This window comes from Sulfitobacter sediminilitoris (assembly GCF_010667575.1).
In the GTDB taxonomy this organism is placed as follows: domain Bacteria; phylum Pseudomonadota; class Alphaproteobacteria; order Rhodobacterales; family Rhodobacteraceae; genus Sulfitobacter; species Sulfitobacter sediminilitoris.
Genome location: NZ_JAABNT010000002.1, coordinates 384,522 through 400,351 on the forward strand (window position 1 = coordinate 384,522; position 15,830 = coordinate 400,351).

The window sequence follows — 15,830 nt, forward strand, 5'->3', positions numbered from 1 at the left end:
AATGACCGACCGACCCAATACACCATTGCTGGACCGTGTGGCGCGTCCTGCCGACCTCAAGCAGTTTTCAGATGCAGAACTGATTAGGCTGGCACATGAGGTGCGCAACGAAACAGTATCGGCAGTTTCGGTCACCGGTGGGCATCTGGGCGCGGGTCTGGGCGTGGTCGAATTGACCGTGGCGCTGCACGCGGTATTTGACACGCCGCGTGACAAGATCATCTGGGATGTGGGCCACCAGTGCTACCCGCATAAAATCCTGACCGAACGTCGAGACCGTATTCGCACGCTGCGGCAAAAGGATGGTTTGTCTGGTTTCACCAAACGATCCGAATCTCCGTACGATCCCTTTGGCGCGGCGCATTCTTCTACTTCGATCTCGGCTGCATTGGGATTTGCCGTGGCCCGGGATCTGGGCGGCGTGCCCCCCGAGGGCGCGGGGGATGCGATTGCCGTCATCGGCGACGGTTCCATGTCGGCTGGCATGGCCTATGAGGCGATGAACAATGCAGGTCACCTTGGCAAGCGTCTGATCGTGATCCTGAATGACAATGAGATGTCGATCGCCCCGCCAGTGGGCGCGATGTCGAGCTATCTTAGCCGTCTATACGCAGAGGAGCCGTTTCAGGAGTTGAAAGCTGCCGCCAAGGGGGCTGTCAGCCTGTTGCCAGAACCCTTTCGCGAAGGGGCCAAGCGCGCCAAGGATATGCTGAAAGGGATGGCCGTTGGCGGAACCCTGTTTGAACAACTTGGGTTTTCCTATCTTGGTCCGATTGATGGCCATGACATGGATCAGCTTTTGCCGGTTCTGCGCACTGTGAAACAGCGCGCCACGGGACCAATCCTGATCCATGTTCTGACCAAAAAGGGCAAAGGCTATGGCCCCGCCGAGAAGGCGCGCGACAAGGGGCATGGTGTATCCAAGTTCAACGTGGTGACAGGCGAGCAAAAGAAAGCGCCGTCAAACGCGCCAAGCTATACGTCTGTCTTTGCGCAGAGCCTGCTTGAAGAGGCTGCAAGAGACGACAAGATATGCGCCATCACGGCCGCCATGCCAGATGGAACGGGCCTTAACCTCTTTGCCGAACGCTACCCGTCTCGCTGCTTTGATGTCGGCATCGCGGAACAGCATGGCGTCACCTTTAGTGCCGCCCTTGCCGCGGGCGGTATGAAACCGTTCTGCGCGATGTATTCGACCTTCTTGCAGCGCGGCTATGACCAAGTTGTGCATGACGTTGCAATTCAACGCTTGCCTGTGCGTTTCGCCATTGACCGTGCCGGTCTGGTGGGCGCTGACGGTGCCACCCACGCAGGTGCATTTGACGTGGCCTATCTGGCGAACCTGCCCGGTTTCGTCGTAATGGCCGCCGCTGACGAGGCAGAGTTAAAGCATATGGTTGCCACAGCCGCAGCTCATGACGATGGTCCCATCGCCTTTCGTTTTCCACGTGGCGAGGGCAAGGGCGTTGACATGCCCGAACGCGGCACACCGCTTGAGATTGGCAAGGGGCGCATCATTGCTGAAGGCTCACGCGTTGCAATCCTGTCCTTCGGCACCCGCCTGGCGGAGGTTGAAGCGGCGGCAGAAGCGCTCAGCGCAAAAGGCATCACGCCAACGATTGCAGACGCCCGGTTTGCCAAGCCGCTGGACCGGGATATGATCCTTGATCTGGCTGCAAATCATGAAGCGCTGATCACGATCGAAGAAGGGGCCGTGGGCGGCTTCGGCTCGCATGTGGCGCAGTTGCTGTCTGATGAAGGCGTATTCGATCATGGACTCAAGTATCGGTCCATGGTGCTGCCCGACATCTTTATTGATCAGGCATCACCGGCCGACATGTACGCCGTCGCTGGCATGAATGCTGAGCATATCGAGGCAAAGGTACTGGATGTTCTGGGCATCGCGCAGATCGGTCAGCAGACGGCGTAATCCGGCAGGATGTTCTGTCCGTTTTCAGCTTTCCTCGCGCTGCTCCAATAGGCGATCCAGACGCGCCTCAATCGCAGCCAGCCGTGTCGCGACGTCCTCACGGTAAGCGTCTGTGTCCGCATTGCTTTCTTCTGCATGCGCATCCTGCATTGAGTTCACGATCAGACCGACCAGCAGGTTCACGACAGCAAACGTCGTCACGATGATGAAGGGTACGAAAAACATCCACGCGTAGGGATGAATCTCCATCACCGGGCGAACGATGCCCATCGACCAGCTTTCCAGCGTCATGATCTGAAACAGGGAATAAAGTGAGCTGCCAAGCGTGCCAAACCAGTTGGGAAAGGTCTCTGCAAACAGCTTTGTCGCGATCACCGCCCCGATGTAGAACACCAATGCCATCAGCAAAAAGACCGAGGCCATGCCCGGTATCGCGGTCACAAACCCTTCGACCACGCGCCGTAAACGCGGTGCCGTGGACACAAGCCGCAAGACCCGCAAGATGCGCAGCGCACGCAGGGCGGACAGACCTTGTGTCGCGGGAACCAAAGATATCGCCACGATCACGAAATCGAAAATGTTCCAACCGTCGCGAAAGAACCGCAAACGGTAGACAAACATTTTCGCCAGCAATTCCAGAACAAAGATGCCCAGACAAATCGTGTCCAATGCAACCAGAACCGGCCCGATGGCACCCATAAGTGTTTTCGATGTCTCCATCCCCAGCAGGATCGCGTTGACCACGATAACGGTCATGATGAAATCGCTAAAGCGGGCCGTCTCGATAAGGGTCTTCAGTTTCTGCTGCACGGGTGTGATCCGGTTTGTGACTTTTGCGCCTATATGATCGCAGTCCTTCGGCGGCACAAGCGCAGCTGTTTAGATCAGAAAAACGAAGGTCGCGGCCATGCTGGCCCCGACAACGCCATATCCCGCAAGCACATAAATGCCGTCCCGCGTGATCAGGCCAAGCGACATCAAGGAAATCGTCCCCGCGCCAAATGACGTAAAGAAGGGCAGTATTTCCAGCAATGGCCAGGTCAGCGGAATGACAACGCAAATCAGCAGGGTAATCCATCGCATGGGCCCTGCGGTCAGGAACCGCAACCGTGCGTGCGAATGACGGTCCACCCACGCGCAGGGCTTTCGCATCCAGCCCACCGCCCCAAGAACCCGTTTCGACGATAGCTGAAACTGCAAAAGCTTTTGTGGCAGCCAAAGACGCCTGCGACCAAAGAGGGCCTGCATAGACAAGGTCACAATAAGAAGCGCCGCGATGGTCGGCGTTCCGGGAATGCCCGACAACGGGGATACCAGCAGCAAAGCGATCAGCAGGATAAACGGGGTGATCGCCCGGTCGCCAAACTCCTCTATGATGTCCGCGATAGACACGGTTTCCGCACGGGCGGCATGTGCCACGCCGTCCAGCAGATGGGTCAGTGTCTTGTCGTTCTCATCTGACATGGTTGCCTTAAGTTGTGGTATCTTTGTCCAGTATCGCGGCAAGCCCGGCCCGATAAGTGGCGTATTTGGGTTCCCAGCCCAACGCTTGCTTGATCCGGTCGTTCCGTACCTTCTTGCTTTCAGCATAGAAGCTGCGCGCCATCGGTGACATTTCGGCGCTCTCGAAATCGACCTTTTCCGGCAGTGGGGCGCCAAGCAGCTCCGCTGCATGGGTGATGACATCCTGCGGCGGCGCCGGGTCATCGTCACACAGATTATATATGGCACCGGGTGTCGGCTGCGCCATCGACAGATCAAGCGCCTGCGCAATATCTTCCACGTGTATCCTGCTAAAGAACTGTCCTTTCTTGATGATCCGCCGTGCGCTGCCATCGCGAACCTTGGCAAACGGACCACGGCCCGGACCGTAGATACCCGCCAATCTGAAGATGTGCAGTGGCAGGTCAGGAATAGCCTGCCAAGCAGCCTCAGCATCGATCCTTTTCTGCCCACGTTTGGTTGTGGCAGTCAGCGGCGTGTCTTCGTCCACCCAATCCCCCTGATGGTCGCCGTAAACTCCGGTTGTTGAAAGATATCCAACCCATTCCAGTCTGGGCGCAATCTGACTGACCTGATCCTTCAACGCGTTCAGAGCCGGATCACCTTCCGGCCCCGGCCCCGCAGAGATCAACAGGTGGGATGCCTGCTGCAGCTGCTCCGACACGTCTGTACCCGGCCAAAGCATCGGCTCAACCCCGGTTTCCGAGATGCCTTCCAGCTTTTCAGGGCTGCGGGTGGTTCCGATGATGCGCCAACCCTTGACGATCAACCTTTCGGCCAGCGCACGCGCACTGTACCCGTGTCCAAAAGAAAATAGCACCTTATCCATCTGCCTAAAGTGGACCTGCGCGTCCGATCCCACAAGAGGGTATCATGGCATCTTGATATGCTTTTCGGCAGAAACCAGCGCGTTGATCTGGGCGATGTGTTCAGGCAAGCACTTCGTCAGAAAGTCATACTCCTGAACGACATGCGCCCTTGCTGCCTGTCCCAGATCCGAGAAATCGTCAGGCTTCGCCAGGACATCTATAACCTGACGGGCCAGCGCCTCGCGATCGAAGAAATCCACCAACAGACCTGTTTGCCCATGAGTCACCGCCTCGCGCACCGGGGCGACGTCAGAGGCAACAATAGTTGCACCCATCGACATTGATTCAAGCAAGGACCACGACAGAACGAACGGCATCGTCAGATAAACGTGACAACGGCTGAGTTGGATAAGCTTCTGGTAGTCAGGATAGGGAATCCGGCCAAGGAAATGCAGACGGCTCCAGTCCAGTTGATCACCGACTTCCGCTTCCATTTCACCACGCAGCCCCCGCGGATCAGTGCTCTTGCCCCCGTAAGACACCTCGTTCCCACCAACAATCAGCACACGCGCATTGGGCCTTTCGCGCATGATCTGCGGTAGCGCCCGCATAAAGACATGGAAACCGCGCGCGCGTTCAAGGTTACGGGCTACATATGTCAGCACCTCATCATCGCGGGTCAGCGGATGGTCAAGCCGTCCCAGCTTGAGCTCCACATCAGGGTTGGGCCGCAGCTTGTCTGTACGAATGCCATCGTGGCAAACATACATCCGGTCATGAAAACTGGCTGGAAAGCGGTCGCGCTGCCAGATGGTCGGGCAATGACCCTGATCAACGGTTTCGATGTTCGCCAGTGGCACCGCATTCCGTGCATGCATCAAAAACGGTGCATGATCCGACACTGTTTCTTCGGGGTCGAACCCGACCAAACCACCTTCGATGTTATAATAATACTCAAAAAATCCGATGATCGGGACGTCGGGCCAGACTTGCTTGAAAAAGGTCAATTCGCCCCAGCCGATATGGCCGATCACGATATCGGGTTTGAACCCTTCTTCGCTTTCCATGCGCCGTGCCGCCATCGCCGCGCCAAAGCCGGCACCGGTCGCCTCTTCCCAGACCTTTGACAGACCATAGGCATCCTTGGCCGGCTTGCGGTGCGCCTTGTAAATCCGCGTTTCAACGCCTGCGAAATTGGGCGCGTCCTTTCTCTGGGTCAGGAAATAGATCCGATGCCCGCCTTGCGCAGCCAGCCATTGCACCAGCTCACGATACTGGCCGGGCATATTTTGATGCACAAACAGGATATTCATTAACAGAACCTTAGCTGACTGGTGTTAACGATTGGTTAACCAATCCGACAAACCCGGCGCGACGCGTCAACTGCGTTTACGTGCGGCCAGCCGCTCTCGCATGCGCGCCTTGCCCTCCGGGGTGCCATCGTGAAACGATCCAAACAGCTTGTCCCATGGGACATCAAGGTTGCCGTAATTCACCTCGAAATACCTGTGATGCAGCTGATGATGAAAATTTCCCAGATGCAGGCGCTTTGCGTTGCGAAACCACAGCCCTTCGAAACCCGTATGACTGGTGACGGCAAGGATACCGTAGAACATCAGATGGAAGATCAGGTGTACCGGATGGGTTGGCAGTATCAGATGGATCATCACGGTCCCAAAGTAGAACAGATGCTCTACCGGATGCATCGACAGGCCCGACCACGGCCCGATATCGGTATTGCGGTGGTGCAGCGCGTGAAAGCGGTAGAACATATTGGTGTGAAGCAACCGGTGTATCCAGTAGAAATAGAAACTCTCCCACACCGGGATCAGAAAAAAGAATGCCACGAACCAAATGGGTGTCGCATCAAATGTCGTCGACGGCGCATAACCATTGGCTAGCATCCACCAGAACAACGCCTCAAAGCCCGACCAGATTGTCACGCCGCTGGCCAGTGTCCAGAACATGTTGTCCTTTACCTGATCATCGAAACTGAACATCCGCCCTTTGCGCGGGAAAGGGCGCGGATCGTATTTCATCTGTGATCCCTGCAGGCGGTACTTGTGAAACCAAAGATGCAATCCGCCAGCGATCACAATCACAAGGACAAGATTGCGCAAGAGGATCAGGGAGACCCACGAAAACCCCCATTTCAGGGTCTGTTCCAGTGTCGGGCTAAAGACCGTGTAGCTTAGCCAGGCCAGCGCCAAAATGCCCATGTTGATCGTCAGAAAGAACCACCCGTCAGCATACCACCGAAGCGTTGCCAAGGGTCGGGGTGGCCACTGCCACAGCGGAGAAACCGCTATGGGAAGTTCAGGAACGTGATGCCACTCTGCGCGTCCTGTCATTTCGCCCCATCCAGTTCCTCTTCTGTCAACGCACAACGTTGGCCGTCAAAAAACGTCTCTAACAAATGGGTAAACACCTCAGGCTCTTTCGCTGCCCGCTCGAACAACGTAGCGCAAGAGCGCAGCTTCAGCGCATCAATCTTTCCCATGATGTCCTCAATAGCCTCGTCTGGATGCTCCAAAACCAAGGTGGCGCAATGCTTCAGCCGTCGGCCCAGCACCTCGTGCGCGTCATAATCGCGGGCCGCATCCAGATCCCGCAATCCATAGAACCGAGCCGTCTCGGACCGCCCCAAGCCGCGCAGCTGAGGGAAAATGAACCACATCCAGTGCGTTGTTTTCCGTCCCGCCGCCAACTCTGCACAGACTTGTTCATAAACACCCGCCTGCGCCGTTACGAAACGTGCCAGCCCTTCCGGTTCAGGCATAGCACCTACCGCGCATAATCGGACCCTTCTTCATCAAGGATCGCCTTGAGTTCCGCGAGGTGTCGCGCATCCTGTTCGGGATACTCCTCAAGCTCTCGTGCGGTTTTCTCTGCGATCTCATCCGAAATACGGCGTAAGGGCATGCCGGTTTGCAGCGCCTTGATGTAGGTTTCGGCCGCGCGTTCAAAGTAATAGAGCCGGTTAAAGGTATCCGCGACCGTATCGCCGATCACCATCACGCCATGGGATCCCATGACCATGACCTTCTGTTTCGGATCCGTCAGCAGTGCCGCACACCGATCTCCCTCATCCTCAAAAGCCAACCCGCCATAATCCTCGTCAATGACAACCCGGTTGAAGAACGTGCAGCAGTTCTGATCAATCGGCGGCAGACGACTGTCCTGCAGACAGGCCAGCACTGTGGCGTGGATCGAATGCACGTGCATCACGCAACGCGCATGTTTGCAGGCACGGTGAACGCCGCCGTGCAATCCCCATGCCGTGGGGTCAGGTGCGTTCGGGCCTTGCAGAGTTTCGGCATCATTTGCGTCGATAAGCAGCAGATCAGATGCCTTGATCCGGCTAAAGTGCGCCTGATTGGGGTTCATCAGGAACTGCGTGCCATCGTCATTCACCGCAAGGCTGAAATGGTTCGCGACCCCTTCGTGCATGTTCAGCCGTGCTGTCCAGCGAAACGCGGCTGCCAGATCGACACGTTCCTCCCAATGATCCATGTTCGGTTTCATCTGTGTGACGGTCATGTGCGGCTCCTTTTACTTCTTGCCAAGTCGACCACGGGCGACTTTTCCAGTCCAGTCTTATTGCGACACTGCGGTGGGACTGATCAGCCAAAAACCACCTGATGTATCGCCCGCCCGGGCAGCAGGGTAAACTCACCGGTCAGGACAAGCGCAAACCAAAAGAGGTTCAACATGATCTGCCTTTGCCGTTTTACGTTGCACCGCCGCACGGATCGCAATCCAGAGCGTCACAAGTGCAAAAATCGACACCATATGAATCGGGCTGAAGCGTCCCCAGACCTGCAGTTCGGAAATGTAAAAACTACTGATTGCAACATATCCAATGGCAGCGACCCAGATGCGACCAAGCCAAACGTGCATGGCGGTCCCCTTGGGCAGAACCAACTGCAGAATGCCAAGCGCCAAGGCGACCAGCGCGGTTATCGCGTGACTGGGGATTGGTGTCGCCTCTCGCCAAAGGAGCGGAAAATTCATGACGTGTCTTTCACACGGCTTGGCACCCAAGCAAACCCATTTTCACACAAGATATAGGCCTCGTGCAGCCCGTGGGGCTTGTCCGTCGGCTTCTGCAATATCGTCCCGCCCGCTGCTTCGGCCTTTGCGCAGGCCGCGGCCGGGTCAGTATCATACAACCTGATCTCGATCCCCGCCCCACGCGGTGGGGTCTCTGGCAGCAAACCCAGCAAGGGGTTGGAATGATACGTCCCGTCCGAGTGCAGCTGAAACACCTGATCACCGTAGGTCATGATCGCAAAATCTGCTGTCGGTTGAAAGGCTTTCATCCCGAAAACAGTCTCTAAAAAGGCAATCTGCCGTTCAACATCCCGGACCAGCAGGTTCAGTCCGATACCGCGCAGGGATGCGCCGAAATCCTCAGCCCCGACTGTGTCGTAATTCATCGTATCACTCTCGCTTGAACCTGTCTGAACCCTGTGCCACCTTTGGCCATGACGCAAGAACCTTTCCCCACATGGGCCGATCTGGCCCCGCAATTGGTCAATGTCGCTGCCGGGCGTGTACCTGCCGATATGATCATCACCGGCGGCATCTGGGTCAATGTGCACACCCGCGAAACCCTGCCAGATCACGACATCGCCATCGCCTCGGGCCGGATCGCTTTTGTCGGTCCGGATGCCAGCCATTGCAAAGGGCCGGACACGCAGATCATCGAGGCACGGGGCCGATACATGATCCCCGGTCTGTGTGACGGGCACATGCATATCGAAAGCGGCATGCTGACCCCCGCAGAGTTCGCTCGCGCCGTGATCCCGCATGGTACCACCTCCATGTTCACGGACCCGCATGAGATTGCCAATGTGCTGGGTCTCGAAGGCGTGCGGATGATGCATGACGAGGCGCTGATGCAGCCCATCAACATCTTCACACAGATGCCCTCCTGCGCGCCGTCTGCGCCGGGGATGGAGACCACCGGGTTCGAGATCACAGCCGAGGATGTGGCCGAGGCGATGACATGGCCCGGCATCATCGGTCTGGGCGAGATGATGAACTTTCCCGGTGTGTCGAACGCCGATCCGCAAATGCTGGCCGAGATTGCCGCCACCCAACGCGCGGGCAAAACGGTTGGTGGGCATTATGCCTCGCCTGACCTTGGTCCGGCCTTCGCGGCCTATGTGGCGGGTGGTCCTGCGGACGATCACGAAGGCACCTGCGAGGCGGATGCGATTGCCCGAATGCGGCAGGGGATGCGGTCGATGATCCGGCTTGGGTCAGCATGGTACGATGTCGAAAGCCAGATAACCGCGATTACCGAACGCGGCCTTGATCCGCGCAACATGATCCTATGCACCGATGATTGTCATTCCGGGACGCTGGTGAACGATGGCCATATGAACCGCGTCGTGCGTCATGCCATCGACTGTGGCTGCGACCCGTTGATCGCCCTCCAGATGGCGACAATCAACACCGCCACCCACTTTGGGCTTGAGAGGGACATCGGATCCCTGACGCCGGGACGCCGTGCAGATGTGATCCTGACCTCTGACCTCAAAACCCTGCCGATAGAGATTGTTATTGGGCGGGGCAAAATCATCGCCGAAGACGGAAAATGCGTGGTCGACTGCCCCCATTACGACTGGCCCGTCTCCGCGCGGCAGACCGTGAACATGGGCAAGGAACTGACTGGCGCTGACTTTCATATCGCAGCACCGCAAGGGGCGAATGCTGTCACCGCCAACGTCATTGGCGTGGTCGAAAATCAGGCCCCCACACGGGCGCTGAAATTCGAACTGCCGGTCACCGATGGCCGGGTGCAACCCACGGGTGATGTCGCGCACATTGCCCTTGTCGAACGGCACCGCGCCACTGGCGGGGTGGTCAACGCCTTTGTATCCGGTTTCGGTTACGAGGGTCCGATGGCGATGGCGTCGACCGTTGCCCATGACAGCCACCACATGATCGTGGTTGGGACCGACCCGGACCAGATGGCCCTTGCCGCAAACCGCCTGCGCGAGGTCGGCGGTGGCATCACGATCTTCCGGGACGGCGCAGAACTGGCACTTGTCGAACTTCCCATCGCCGGTCTGATGTCGGACAGTCCAGCAGCAGAGGTGGCCGCAAAGGCAGACCAGATGATGCAGGCGATGCGCGACTGCGGCTGCACTCTGAACAACGCTTATATGCAGCATTCCTTGCTGGCCCTTGTGGTCATCCCCGAATTGCGTATTTCGGACCTGGGCCTTGTCGATGTCCGCACATTTGAATTTATCCCCATATTAGAGCCTCATACATGACCAAGATCCTCACCCCGGACGCCCCGCCGCCCGAAGCGTTCACCGACGCGACTGCCGCTGTTGATCGGCTGACCTACCTTTACATGCAGGCGACGGGCTTCTTGCGGGATCAGTTTCAGACAGTGCTGGAGACGCCACCGCAAGCCACGCGCATCCGCGCGTTTTATCCTGAGGTCAGCTTTCGCACGTCCTCTTATGCCCAGGTCGACAGCCGTCTCAGCTTTGGACATGTTTCTTCTCCAGGCACGTTCTCGGCAACCATCACCCGGCCGGACCTGTTCCGGAACTACCTGATCCAGCAAATCGGCCTGCTGCTTGAGAACCATGACCAGCCCGTGATCATCGGCCCTTCAGATACGCCGATCCCCGTCCATTTCGCTGTCACCGGCGACAACGCTGCAAGCATTCCACAGGATGGCGCCGCCGATTTCACTCTGCGCGATATCTTTGACGTGCCGGACCTGTCGACAACCAATGACGACATTGTAAACGGCACCTATTCACCCCCGGATGGGGTCCGTCCGCTCGCACCTTTCACCGCCCAGCGCGTTGATTATTCGCTTGCCCGGCTGTCGCATTACACGGCAACGGATGCAGAGCACTTTCAGTGCCATGTGCTTTTTACCAACTATCAGTTCTACGTTACCGAATTCGAGGATTACGCCCGTACGCAGCTGGCCGACCCGGACAGCGGCTACACCTCGTTTGTGTCAACCGGCAACGTCGAGATCACGGATGGCCACACGCCGATCCCTCAGACGATAAAGATGCCGCAGATGCCGACGTATCACCTCAAGCGCGAGGACGGCTCGGGCATCACGTTGGTTAACATCGGTGTCGGTCCTTCAAATGCCAAGACGGCGACAGACCACATCGCCGTGCTGCGACCGCATGCTTGGATCATGGTGGGTCACTGCGCGGGCCTGCGCAATACGCAGCAATTGGGTGATTTTGTTCTGGCGCACGCCTACCTGCGGGAAGACCACGTGTTGGACGATGATCTGCCCGTCTGGACCCCAATCCCGGCGCTCGCAGAAATTCAGATCGCCCTTGAACGATCGGTCGCGCAGGTCACCCAGCTTGAAGGGTACGAGCTGAAGCGGATCATGCGAACCGGCACTGTCGCGACCATCGACAACCGCAACTGGGAACTGCGCGACCAATCCGGTCCGGTGCAGCGCCTTAGCCAGTCCCGGTCTATCGCACTTGATATGGAAAGCGCCACGATTGCCGCAAATGGCTACCGCTTCCGGGTGCCTTATGGCACGCTTTTATGTGTCTCTGACAAGCCGCTGCACGGCGAACTCAAGCTGCCCGGTATGGCCTCGGACTTCTATAAAACACAGGTTTCGAGGCATTTGATGATCGGAATTCGTGCAATGGAACTGTTGCGCAGCACGCCGCTGGAACGCATCCACAGCCGGAAATTGCGGTCATTTGACGAAACTGCCTTCCTCTGACGCCCCCAGAACTGCGAAAAATAGCGAAAAAACGCTGTTTTCTTGGTTTTTCGGCTCAATATTCGTTGTGTTCTTACACAACATACCGTTACTTTCTTGCCAGGAGGCCCAACATCGGGCGGTCTAAGGAGAAAAAACAATGGCCAACAAACCAATGACAAAGACTCAGCTCGTTGCAGCACTTGCAGAAGAGATGGGCTCTGACAAGAAATCCGCAGGCGCAGCTCTCGAAGCTGTCTGTAATCTGATTACACGCGAAGTGTCTGGCGGCGGTGCCGTGACGCTTCCTGGCGTCGGCAAAATCTACTGCCGCGAGCGTCCCGAGCGTATGGTTCGCAACCCCGCGACAGGCGAGCAGTTCAAGAAAGAGGCGGACAAGGTTGTGAAAATGACCATCGCCAAAGCACTGAAAGACAGCGTGAACGGCTAAGGCGAGAACCGGTCACAGACCTATAATGGGGCCGCCTTCGGGCGGTCCTTTTTTGTTTGAATGTGGTGGACATCATCAAGCAAAGAGTTATCTCTGGCTCAGGGACGCGATTTGGATTCTTTGGGGACGACAAAATGCGCGCTGATCTGCATCCTTTGAATGCCGAACGTCTGGATACACTTCATGGTTTCGATATTCTCGACACACCAGAAGAAGCGGAATTCAACGAGATTGTAGAACTTGCTTCGCAGATTTGCGGAACACCGATTTCTTTGATCAGTCTGGTGGACGAGGATCGTCAATGGTTCAAAGCGAGTGTCGGGTTTGAACGACCAGAAACGTCACTTGAAGAGTCCATCTGTTCTCACGCAATCCTGGACAACGACATTTTAGAGATCAACGATCTCAAGACAGACGACCGGACGGCTGACAATCCGTTGTGTGTCGGTGAGGAACAAGTGAGGTTCTACGCTGGCGCCCCTTTGATTGCATCCAACGGTTTGCCGATGGGTACTCTTTGCGTATTGGATACCAAGCCTCTCGAACTGAATGACTTCCAGCGTCAGGCGCTTAGGGTTTTGTCACGTCAGGTTATGAAACAGCTGGAGTTGCGCATCGCGCTCCGCAATCAGTCGATATTGCAGGCCGAAGCGGATCACCGGGTCAAGAATTCGCTTCAATCAATGTCTGCTATTGTCCGCATCTACACCCGCAAAATCACTGATCCGACAGCGCTTGAGGCTCTTGGTGCGATCCAACGGCGGATCGATGCGGTTGCGGAATTGCATCAGGAACTGCAGGGGACCGACGGGCGCGACACGATCGATGCAGCAACCTACCTTGAACGCGTGCTGAACCTACTGCAGGAAACCGCGCCAGAGAATGTCTCGTTCCGGTCGGATTTTGCTGCCATCGTCATGCGTTCAGATCAGGCGGCGAACCTTGCAATGATCATCAGCGAATTTGTTGCCAATTCGATCAAACATGCCTTTCCGAATGGTATGCCCGGCGAAATTTCCATTCGCCTCAGCGTGGTTGATCCCGGTCAATACAGATTGGAGTGTGGCGATAATGGCATCGGTCAGCAAACGACCAAAGAACCGACGACCCGAACCGAGGGTATCGGGCTGAGCCTTGTAAACGCCGCCGTTTCCAGCCTTGGCGGCAACAGTGAAGCCAGCCTTACCGGTGATGGCAGCAGTTTGATTCTTGATTTCGGAGAATCCTCTGTGGCTGAGCAGGACTTGAAATCCATGCCCCAGATGGTTGAAGGCTGATATTCTTCCACGCAAAGCATCCAGAATAACTCGCGCACCCGGAACACACTCTTGCCCTTCGACCTGATCTGATGAAAGGTCGCGCTGATCAAGGGTAAAGGTCAGACGATGGACATACGCGCAATTCTGATGGGCCTCGTCTTTGCCCTGATGTGGTCCTCCGCCTTCACTTCTGCCCGGATCATCGTGGCGGATATGTCGCCGCTCTTTGCGCTGTCGATCCGCTATCTGATTTCCGGTCTGCTGGGTGTCGGCATCGCCCTCGCACTGGGCCAAACGATGTGCCTGACGGCTGCACAGTGGCGCGCGACAGTCATTTTTGGGATCTTGCAAAACGCTGTTTATCTGGGTCTGAATTTTGTCGCGATGCAGACGGTGCAGGCATCGCTTGCCGCTATCATCGCTTCCACAATGCCCTTGCTGGTGGGATTTGCAGCTTGGGTGGTGCTGAGCGAAAAGCTGAAACCACTGGGGATCGCGGGGCTGGTCGCAGGGGTTATGGGCGTCGCCCTTATCATGGGCGCGCGGCTGGGCGGCAGCGGTGTCGACATGGTAGGTGTCGGGCTTTGCGTGATCGGAGTTATTGCCCTGACAGCGGCGACATTGCTGGTACGCGGCGCCACATCAGGTGGCAATTTCCTGATGATTGTGGGGCTGCAGATGCTGGTGGGCTGCGTAGCCCTTGCGCTTGCTACCCTCGCATTTGAGACACCACGCCTGAACCCAAGCTGGCCATTGCTTTTTGCATTTACCTACACATGCCTTGTTCCCGGCCTTGCCGCGACAATCATCTGGTTCTGGCTGGTCAACCGGATCGGCGCGACACGGGCAGCCACGTTCCATTTTCTTAATCCTTTCTTTGGCGTCGCAATTGCAGCGCTTCTTCTGTCTGAAGCGCTTGGTGGCCGCGACATTCTTGGCGTTGCCATCATCACCGCGGGCATCCTTGCTGTTCAGATCTCTCGCCAGTCCAAGGCCTGATCCCGACATTTGATGCCGCAGATCAACGGCCCAAGCATTACAGATCCGTGTCTAAACTGGCCACATGACGACGGACGAAACCACATCGACAAAGGCCTATGCATTTCTGCTGATCCCCGGCTTTTCAACGCTGGGTTTCTCCTGCGCGCTGGATTGCCTGTCCCTTGCCAATCATCATCCATCGGGCAGAAAATTCTACTCCTGGCGGCTGATTTCCGAGGATGGCGCACCTGTCACTGCCTATAATGGTGTGCGCGTCGAAGTAGATGCCGCGTTGCCGGAACTGGCCCGCAACGAAACGCTGGTGGTTTGCGCAGGCGAAAAGGCAGGCGCTGGAAGCACCAAGACCATTCTGAACTGGCTGCGCCGCGAAACACGCAAGGGTATGGACTACGGTGCGCTTTCATCGGGTACCTACACGCTCGCTCTGGCCGGTCTGATCGGGGGCAAACGGGTCACCACCCACTGGGAATACAAAACAGCGCTGGGTGAAATGCTTCCCGATGTGATCATGGAAGACACGATATATTCTATCGACGGACGTGTTTTTACGACCGCAGGTGGTGCCGCTTCGATGGATCTGATGCTTTACCGTGTCCGAGAGGATTACGGCACCGACATCGCCACATGGGTCGCCGACCAGATGGTGTATACCGTACCCCGTGCGCATTCGCAGGGCCAGCGCATGTCGCTACAATCCCGGCCAGAGGTGCGAAATGCCAAGCTGTTGCTGGCGATGCAGATTATGGAAAATAACCTTGAAGACCCGTTGCGACCGGATGAGATTTCAAGCGTTGTGAACCTGTCAACGCGACAGCTGGAGCGGCTGTTTGCCAAGTATCTCGCCACCTCGCCAAAACGGTACTACCTGCACCTGCGTCTTGAGAAAGCCCGCAATCTTCTGCGCCAGACAGACCTCAGCGTGACGGATGTCTGCGTTGCCTGCGGCTTTCAGTCCCTGTCGCATTTCTCAAAAAGCTACCGCGCCGCCTTTGGAAATCCGCCGGGGATGGAGGCGTCGGATGGCAAGGTACTGTGGTCAGATACGGGGAAACGCTAGCGCCTCACACCATTCCTCAGCGCAGTGCGAACGCCAGTAGCAACAGAACCAGAACCGCGTTCAAAGTCCAGATTGCGAGGGTAAAACGCT

At 56.9% G+C, this 15,830-nt stretch carries 16 protein-coding genes; 7 read left to right on the forward strand and 9 right to left on the reverse strand.

The annotated features are described in order from the left end of the window. Position 1 precedes the first annotated feature (1 nt). Complete coding sequence (gene dxs, locus GV827_RS04745) at positions 2–1,930, forward strand: 1-deoxy-D-xylulose-5-phosphate synthase (RefSeq protein ID WP_164352544.1); 1,929 nt, start codon at positions 2–4, stop codon at positions 1,928–1,930. A gap of 24 nt (positions 1,931–1,954) precedes the next feature. Here dxs and GV827_RS04750 read toward each other — a convergent pair whose 3' ends face one another. The 9 genes from GV827_RS04750 to GV827_RS04790 all read right to left on the reverse strand — a co-directional run bounded on the left by GV827_RS04750 (position 1,955) and on the right by GV827_RS04790 (position 8,681). Beyond that, positions 1,955–2,686: an ion transporter gene (locus tag GV827_RS04750; protein WP_164352712.1), complete on the reverse strand. Its 732-nt coding sequence runs from the start codon at positions 2,684–2,686 to the stop codon at positions 1,955–1,957. Between the two features lie 123 nt (positions 2,687–2,809). Further along, positions 2,810–3,394: an exopolysaccharide biosynthesis protein gene (locus GV827_RS04755; protein WP_164352545.1), complete on the reverse strand. Its 585-nt coding sequence runs from the start codon at positions 3,392–3,394 to the stop codon at positions 2,810–2,812. Positions 3,395–3,401: 7 nt separating this feature from the next. Beyond that, positions 3,402–4,262 (reverse strand): SDR family oxidoreductase, encoded by an 861-nt coding sequence (locus GV827_RS04760; protein ID WP_164352546.1) that lies wholly within the window; start codon positions 4,260–4,262, stop codon positions 3,402–3,404. Between the two features lie 42 nt (positions 4,263–4,304). Further along, positions 4,305–5,555 carry a glycosyltransferase family 4 protein gene (locus GV827_RS04765; protein WP_164352547.1) on the reverse strand — a complete coding sequence of 417 codons (1,251 nt, stop codon included), beginning with the start codon at positions 5,553–5,555 and terminating at the stop codon, positions 4,305–4,307. Positions 5,556–5,621: 66 nt separating this feature from the next. Beyond that, positions 5,622–6,593, reverse strand: coding sequence for a sterol desaturase family protein (locus GV827_RS04770; RefSeq protein ID WP_164352548.1), 972 nt, complete (start codon positions 6,591–6,593; stop codon positions 5,622–5,624). Beyond that, the gene (locus tag GV827_RS04775) at positions 6,590–7,021 is read right to left on the reverse strand and encodes a DUF1810 domain-containing protein (RefSeq protein WP_164352549.1); all 432 of its coding nucleotides are present in this window, start codon (positions 7,019–7,021) and stop codon (positions 6,590–6,592) included. Before GV827_RS04775 ends, GV827_RS04770 begins: the two co-directional genes overlap by 4 nt. A 5-nt stretch (positions 7,022–7,026) precedes the next feature. Next, positions 7,027–7,782 carry a class II aldolase and adducin N-terminal domain-containing protein gene (locus GV827_RS04780; RefSeq protein ID WP_164352550.1) on the reverse strand — a complete coding sequence of 252 codons (756 nt, stop codon included), beginning with the start codon at positions 7,780–7,782 and terminating at the stop codon, positions 7,027–7,029. A gap of 132 nt (positions 7,783–7,914) precedes the next feature. After that, complete coding sequence (locus GV827_RS04785; protein WP_204325712.1) at positions 7,915–8,256, reverse strand: DUF2306 domain-containing protein; 342 nt, start codon at positions 8,254–8,256, stop codon at positions 7,915–7,917. Beyond that, a complete protein-coding gene (locus GV827_RS04790) occupies positions 8,253–8,681 on the reverse strand; it encodes a VOC family protein (RefSeq protein WP_164352551.1) in 429 nt (142 codons plus the stop codon). Before GV827_RS04790 ends, GV827_RS04785 begins: the two co-directional genes overlap by 4 nt. A gap of 48 nt (positions 8,682–8,729) precedes the next feature. Here GV827_RS04790 and ade point away from each other — a divergent pair, with 48 nt between their 5' ends. From ade to GV827_RS04820, 6 genes are all read left to right on the forward strand, one after another. Then, positions 8,730–10,532, forward strand: coding sequence for an adenine deaminase (ade, locus tag GV827_RS04795; RefSeq protein ID WP_164352552.1), 1,803 nt, complete (start codon positions 8,730–8,732; stop codon positions 10,530–10,532). Then, positions 10,529–11,992 (forward strand): AMP nucleosidase, encoded by a 1,464-nt coding sequence (locus GV827_RS04800; RefSeq protein WP_164352553.1) that lies wholly within the window; start codon positions 10,529–10,531, stop codon positions 11,990–11,992. Before ade ends, GV827_RS04800 begins: the two co-directional genes overlap by 4 nt. A 139-nt stretch (positions 11,993–12,131) precedes the next feature. Continuing rightward, positions 12,132–12,422, forward strand: coding sequence for an HU family DNA-binding protein (locus tag GV827_RS04805; protein ID WP_164352554.1), 291 nt, complete (start codon positions 12,132–12,134; stop codon positions 12,420–12,422). A gap of 134 nt (positions 12,423–12,556) precedes the next feature. Further along, positions 12,557–13,699, forward strand: a complete 1,143-nt coding sequence (locus GV827_RS04810; RefSeq protein ID WP_164352555.1) for a histidine kinase dimerization/phosphoacceptor domain -containing protein — start codon at positions 12,557–12,559, stop codon at positions 13,697–13,699. Positions 13,700–13,807: 108 nt separating this feature from the next. Further along, on the forward strand, positions 13,808–14,680 hold the full coding sequence (locus GV827_RS04815; RefSeq protein WP_164352556.1) for a DMT family transporter: 873 nt from the start codon (positions 13,808–13,810) through the stop codon (positions 14,678–14,680). Between the two features lie 64 nt (positions 14,681–14,744). Continuing rightward, the gene (locus GV827_RS04820) at positions 14,745–15,740 is read left to right on the forward strand and encodes a GlxA family transcriptional regulator (RefSeq protein WP_164352557.1); all 996 of its coding nucleotides are present in this window, start codon (positions 14,745–14,747) and stop codon (positions 15,738–15,740) included. The last annotated feature ends 90 nt before the right edge of the window (positions 15,741–15,830 follow it).